Below are 7,160 nucleotides of genomic sequence, written 5' to 3'. Positions count from 1 at the left end.
TAATCGCATCTGCAACAGCCACTTTGAGTTGGTTTGCCATCTAATACCTCCTGACGAAGGTATACGGCAAATCCTTCCTCCCTCAAAATGGCCGGTTTTGACGTGACCCTAAGTGGCCGGTTTTGCCCGGCCTATGACACCCAAAGGAGCTCTTACAACTGCGGCTAAGGGTAGGGAGTACTCGCACTATCTAGATCGCCATGTCGCGGGGTTCGCAACTCATCCTTCGTGACAAGATACGGCTTTTGTTAGTGAGGAGATACCAGAACGATGACAAACTGAAAGGAGCAATTAAAGTGAAGTACCTGAACGAACCGGCAAGAACGGGATATGCGAACGGGCCAGTTGCCTGCACATCCATTTTTGGAACCTTTCTTCTTGCGGTGTGGGATTTCATCTACGACAACACCTGCATGGCGGAGGCCATGATAAACGTATGCACACCAGTTTCATGCGGCATAGATTGCTCTTCGAACTGTGGTGTAGACTGTCTTCCAGTCGCTCTTTGATGGTGATGCCTACGGCTCTTTGAATGAAGAGAAGATAGTCTCAAAGGGAAGACGATCTGTTTTCGGTTTCTTTCTGGATCATGCACGAATCAGCGTGACGTTGCGCGTCTGCATGAGATCAAGCAGGATAACAGTTGCTTTCGTCGTGCGGGACGAATTGCTACGTGCAGTTGAAACGTAAAGTAGGTTGTAGCATGTTCCAGTGCCCTGTACAACATCCGTTGCACAGTATGATCAGTCATCATTGCTGGCGTCTCCGGATTCGTGTGCGATCGCAGAGTTGATGTTTCCGATCTTTGGCCGCGGGAGGTTGCAGAATATGAAAGCGTCACGATTCAACTTGTTCTTTACATACGATGATGGCACAATACTTGGATACAACAGTCGGACACAAAGTCTGATCGAGTGTGACAGAAAGGAGTATCAAACATACGAGGAGTGGTCCGCAGGAAGTATCCCTAATGGCCTTAATGAGCAAGAATGTGAACAACTCAATTCTGAACTGGCCAAAGGTGGTTTCTTAGTTGAGGACAATGCTGATGAGTTGGCCCAGATTAGGGCACAGCACAACATTGCAAGGTTCATGCAGAGATCAGTAGGACTGACCATCGGGATCACTCACGACTGCAACTTGGCATGTACTTACTGCTACGAAGAGAGATCTGACGACTACCTCGGCGAGCCTGAAATTCCACTTATGTTACAGTTAACGCAGAGGCTCCTTGATAGAAGTCAAGCCAATCGACTAACTGTTACGTGGTATGGCGGAGAACCTCTTCTGAATACAAGATTTCTGTATGCCATGTCAAAGAGGCTGCAAGATCTATGCAGTAAGAGAGGAATTCAATATGCATCCGGAATCGTTACGAACGGGACACTACTAACGAGACGAACTGCAAGGACTCTGTTAAAGCATCAAGTGACAAGTGCTCAAGTAACTCTCGACGGACCATCTGAGATTAACGATGCGCGCAGAATGTACAGAAATGGGAAGGGTTCCTTTAATGATATTGTTCAGAATATCAAACAGACCTGCGATCTGCTCAAAATCAACATACGCGTAAACGTTGATACAAGAAATGTTGGCACCGCGAAAGAGCTATTGGACGTGCTCGAGCGAGAAGGAATCAAAGAAAAAGTACTTGTCTACTTCGCTCCTGTGAATTCTCTCACAGCCAAATGCAAAACGTTCGTTGGTCATCTTTATCGAAGGCGAGACTTCGCTTCAATAGAAGTATCGCTCCTTGCTGAGACACTTGAGAGAGGATTCAGAATCGACAAGTCGATCTGCTTGCCAAGGACGATGTCAATGGGTTGCTCAATGCTCTCACCGTATTCTTTGGCCATTGACGCTAAGAAACAGATTCAGAAGTGCTGGATGACGCTATGTAATTCAGATGAGGCTGTGGGAATGCTCTGTGCTCCACAACCTGAAGATAAAAAGACTGTGGAGATTGATCTAATCACATCTCGAACAACTAACAGCCAGATCGAGAATATGTGTAAATGGATGGCGCATGACCCATTCTCATTCTCCAAGTGTCGTCAATGTAGTCTGCTTCCATCTTGTATGGGCAGTTGCCCTTGGGTTGTCGTGGGGCTCGGGCGGGACCCGGAATGTCCCACATGGAAAGCCAATATTAGGGAACGAATTTGGCTGTTTCGTCAATTCTCGGTGCTGGTAGAGGAGCGCAATGAGTCAACAGGAGATGAATCATCACAAGGAGTTCTGAGCCAATACGCAAAAACAGCCTCGTCCTTGCACAGTTGATGAGCGCTAGAGCTATGAGCAGTCAGTTCGGTAGGATAGAGTCAGTTATGGCAGAATAACTGCCATTGCACTTCAGATGGAGAGAAGCTGTTGTCTACACACTCCGATCGGACCATCAATATAATGCTATGCACGACATTCCTTCTGGTAACCCTCATCTCCGTCATTTTCTTTCTTGAATACTTTGATGCCGCCTTTCCACCGTCGGAAATTGGTGTGATTATGGAGAGGGAACAAGCAATCCGCAAAGCTGAAAACGTTATGGCACAAATGGGAGTAGACATACCTGATTACAGCGTCACGGCGACATTTGAAACTGACCAGCAAGTCGATTACTTCCTCCAGCGGGAACTGGGTATAGCGGCACTTAATCGCCTGACAAGTTCCGGCGAATTGTGTCTCCATTACTGGAGAATTGTCTTCTTCAATCCCATCTCAAAGCAGCGGTTCATTGTTGGGATTGCCCCGGATGGCCATTTTGATGGATTCAAGAGCGAAATCACGAATATCCCACAGCGCAGTAAACCAGACCAGTATGTTGCTCTGGAGATTGCAGAGACATTCACCAATGATATCGCCGGCCTAGATTTGTCTGACTTTACTCTGACGGCAATATCGATTGATGAACAAACTGATCGGATCAATCATTCATTTACTTGGGCAAGGGAATGGCGGCCTTTACCAGAAATTGACGAAGAGGTGCTTGTCACCCTGCGCGGGGAGAGTGTGAGCTTCTTCGAACGATTTATCAAGGTTCCGGAATCACATGTCAGGAGAGTTCGAAACGAACGCTCCATCAGAGAGCTGTTTTCAGCTATTGGGAACGCACTATCATTTCTGGTCATGTTGAGTGCAGCAATCTACACGGTCCGTACAATATCAAGGCGGGAAGAGGTACAGTGGCAATACGGAGTATTCTTGGGATTCGTTGTGTTTCTGGTCGCTGCCGTACTGCCAATCAACAACATGTTCATCACTTCAAGGACTGTGACGACGACGGAAGGCTGGATGGAGCTTCTGGGTTCGCATTCCATTATGATCCTATTGAGTTCGTGCGTATTGGGAGGTCAGGTAGTGATCTATAGCGCACTCGGACAGCAGTTGTATGCTCGGACATTCGGATCGGGAAGCTTAGCGAGGTATTGTATTCACTTAGGTCGGCGTCGGTTTAGACGCCTTCTGAGCAAATGTGCAATTGGATATGGTCTCGCATTCATGCTCATAGCGTATCATATGTCTTGTTACTTGATTGGCGACAGCGTTGGTGTGTGGATGCCTGCCAAACCAAGAATTGGCATTGCGTCAATGTCTCACATACCCATCATTGGTGTAATCGGGGCAGCCTTCCTCGCTTCTTTGATAGAGGAAAGCACGTTCCGTTTATTCTGCATTCCACTATTCAAGAAATATCTCCGGACGACCATCGCGGCTGTCATCCTGTCTGCATTGGCATGGGGCATCAATCATGCTGGGCATGTCATATTTCCAGTGTACTTCAGGATGATTGAAATAACACTCATAGGTATCGTCTACGGAGTTGTTTTTATTAAGTACGGGTTTGTAACCGTACTAACTGCGCACTACTTGGTGGATGCTATTGTCGGAGTGTCAATGACGTTCCCTCCATCATCTCTTGACTACAATGTGGCTCTTATTGTCGTGCTAGTATTGCCCATGCTCGTTGCTGTTGGCAGTCACATTGTCCGTGGCTATATCTATGGTTTTAAGTTGGATCTTTTTCATGAGGAAAGCGTGCAGGCAACCTGAAATGAGATCCGAAAGAATCAGACTGTTCCTGAGAGCTTTTCGTGAGTACGGTTTCAGATATCGGAGCCGGATGTGTTTGATCCTACTGATTTCAATGATTTTGGGGGCATTGACGCTGTTGGGCCCACTCATCACACAGATAATGGTGGATTCAATCATCATTGCGAAGAGTAACAGTCTCCTGACCGCAGTTCTAGTTGCTATGGTGGCAGCTGTTGTTGTTAGCTCGGGGGTCGGATTGCTAAACACTTACCTTTCAGCTGTTTTCATTCAGCGTCTTTCATTTGACATCAAGTACGGTCTTTACCGGCACCTTAGCCAGGGAATGATACGTGCTTACAGCAAGAAGAGAGTTGGTGACTTGCTGTATATCTTGTTTAATGATGGGCAAGTGGTGTGCAGCTCTGTTGGTGGGTTGCCTATCACAGTCATTCTCAGTTCCTGCACCGCAGCATTCATCATTTTCTGGATGCTGCATCTGAACGTCCAATTAACAATGTTCGTAACAGGTGTTGTTGCGCTTCATTGCGCCCTAATTTACGGTTTCCGTCGCCCCATAGAAACTATCACGAGAAAGCAGCGGGCGCTGGAGGAGGATATCTATGGAACTGCGAAGGAAGCACTGGACGGAATAGAATTAGTCCAGTCTTGTGGATCATTGGGACGAGAGTTGCGTTCATTTCATTCGAAGCTGCATCAGTCTCTCAAAATATCTATACGAGGTTCGCTTTTGAGCGGATTATCTGGTGTTCTTGTTTCAGTTGCATCAAGTGTGTGGCTCTTTGGTACACTTTGGTATGGTGGGCGCAGTGTGATTCGCGGCGATCTTACGATAGGTGAACTTATGGCTTTCCTCGCATTGTGCCGGTTACTTCTTCCGGCCGCTTCAACTATAGCAAACATAGCGATCAACTACCCCGCGTCTATCATAAGCTTACGCAGGTTCTATGAAGTTGTGGACCAATTGCCCACAACTTGCGCTGTAGCAAGTGCTACTCCAATATGCATAGAAGCAGGTGAGATATCATTTCGGAACGTATCCTTCGCTTACGCTGGACAAGCACGATGTGCTCTCAAAGACATCACGTTAGATATCCATCCCAACGAGTCAGTGGCACTGGTGGGAAGAAGCGGATCGGGGAAAACAACAATGGTCAACTTGATTGCCGGATTCATTGCGCCAACGCGAGGTGCAGTGTGGATAGACGGCAATGATAGCAGCAAGGTACTTCCTCAATCACTTTGGACAGGGATCGGGTTCGTAATGCAGAATCTCAATGTGTTCAGTGGCACTGTCGCAGAAAACATAATGTATGGGAATAAGAATGTAAGCTTTGACCAAGTCGTGGAAGCAGCCAAGTCGGCTTACGTTCACGAGCAAATTGTCAGACTTCGACACGGTTATGAAACAGAAATTGGGAAATGGGGGCTGCGGATTTCGTCAGGAGAGGCACAGCGTATTGCTTTGGCTAGGGTCTTCCTAAGAAATCCGAGAATCCTAATCCTTGACGAAGCCACTTCTTGTTTGGATAATCAGACCGAGTATTTGATTCAGAAAGCACTGAGGCGTCTGTCGCATAACAGGACTACAATCGCAATTACACACAGATTGACGACAGCTAGAAGTTCTGATAGAATCCTGGTCATCGACGAGGGGAGTATCGCTGAAAGTGGAAGCCATGAGGATTTGATAAAACGGAGAGGATTGTACTATAAGCTGTGGAAACACGTGCTCGTTGGCTGAAGCGTGGGCAATGGCAGCCGTGTAATGGCAGCTGTCAGCTTATGGTGGCAACTGGTTTCATTCGACCACAGAGCTATCCACTTTTGGCTGGGTTTTGTGATAAGAATGTTGTAAATGCTGCGCCAAACTGTCGGGCTGTTTGGTTGATCGAATTGCTTTGCTGCTTGACACAGCCATTGACAGGTGTTATTGTGAATCACTCGCTTTCCCATTGTGGGATGTTTACAAGGAGGTGGAAATGATATCAAGGGACAATGTTAGGTGGGTTATCTATCTGGTGTTGGTGCTGTTGGGATCGGCGGTTCTGTATCTTGCTCATTCCGTTACTCCTGCGCCTGGTGCCGTATTTGAACCGGAATCTGCGCTGCGCACTGTGGGTATTCTCATAATACTTTTAAGTGGCTATCTCATCTCTGATCAGTTCAGGAGATGAGGCCTGTCCCTTATAAAAACTCCATTCCAGCTAGAATCGATGGTCCAAGAGGCCAAATTGCTCCGTAGAATCGTCGAAGAAGAATCGGATTTATGCGAATTGGATGAGGGAAGATGTATCTGTTGGGGAGAAACTGTAGATCCGGGCTGAGTAATCCTCAAGAATAAGAATTTGGCTCCGATGCTTTCTACGAATCAGGCAACCTTCCGATAGTACCGATGATGCAATCCGCCTACCATCGACTCCGATTTGATGACGCCCGAATCAGGGTGCTCGATCTCTCGCGGCTCCGGACAATCCTTCTCAAGTCCAAGATGGGTCCGATACTCATTATAGTAATGCATGTATTCCGTGAGTACGCGCTTGAGATGTCGCTCATTGAAAATGATGGTGTGATCGAGACAATCTCGTCGAATAGAACCGATAACTCGCTCGACATATGGGCTCTGCCAGGGAGATCGAGCTGCAATCAGAACTTGTTTGATTCCCAATGCAATAACACGCTGAGTGAACTCACAGCCATATTTCTTATCTCGATCCCGAATCATGTAACGTGGCGCGGTATCCCAGGGGAAAGCTTCGACGACCTGCTGTCCGGTCCAGAATGCAGTGGGTGAGTTGGTCACGTTGAAGTGGACGATTCGCCGACGTACATTCGATAGGATGATAAAGACGTAAAGCACGCGAAACGTAACCGTTGGAACGGTGAAGAAATCAACGGAGGCAATGTCTTTGGCGTGGTTCTTCAGGAAGGTGCGCCAGCTCTGAGACGGAGGCTTCCGGTAGTGAACCATATACTTGGAGACTGTTCCCTGGCTAATCTCGATGCCGAGTTTGAGCAGCTCACCATGAATCCTGGGAGCTCCCCAAAAGGGATTATCTCGAGACATAGTACGGATAAGATCACGGATATCCTTAGGGACCGCTTTCCTTCCT

General features: G+C 47.4%; 3 protein-coding genes and 1 pseudogene. 3 read left to right on the top strand and 1 reads right to left on the bottom strand.

Annotation, left to right across the window (positions count from 1 at the left end; genetic code table 11):
• Positions 1–828: 828 nt before the first annotated feature.
• From KKH67_12870 to KKH67_12860, 3 genes are all read left to right on the top strand, one after another.
• The gene (locus KKH67_12870; GenBank protein MBU1320072.1) at positions 829–2,280 is read left to right on the top strand and encodes a radical SAM protein; all 1,452 of its coding nucleotides are present in this window, start codon (positions 829–831) and stop codon (positions 2,278–2,280) included.
• A gap of 90 nt (positions 2,281–2,370) precedes the next feature.
• Complete coding sequence (locus KKH67_12865) at positions 2,371–4,047, top strand: CPBP family intramembrane metalloprotease (GenBank protein MBU1320071.1); 1,677 nt, start codon at positions 2,371–2,373, stop codon at positions 4,045–4,047.
• 1 nt (position 4,048) lies between these two features.
• Positions 4,049–5,791 (top strand): peptidase domain-containing ABC transporter, encoded by a 1,743-nt coding sequence (locus KKH67_12860; protein ID MBU1320070.1) that lies wholly within the window; start codon positions 4,049–4,051, stop codon positions 5,789–5,791.
• 795 nt (positions 5,792–6,586) lie between these two features.
• Here the strand turns inward: KKH67_12860 and KKH67_12855 are convergent.
• Positions 6,587–7,114, bottom strand: a pseudogene (locus tag KKH67_12855) (DDE-type integrase/transposase/recombinase).
• Positions 7,115–7,160 lie beyond the last annotated feature (46 nt).

It is taken from the genome of Candidatus Zixiibacteriota bacterium (genome assembly GCA_018820315.1).
Lineage (GTDB): Bacteria > Zixibacteria > MSB-5A5 > JAABVY01 > JAHJOQ01 > JAHJOQ01.
Note: the sequence above shows the minus strand (reverse complement) of the source record. Positions and strands in the feature narration are given on the sequence as shown.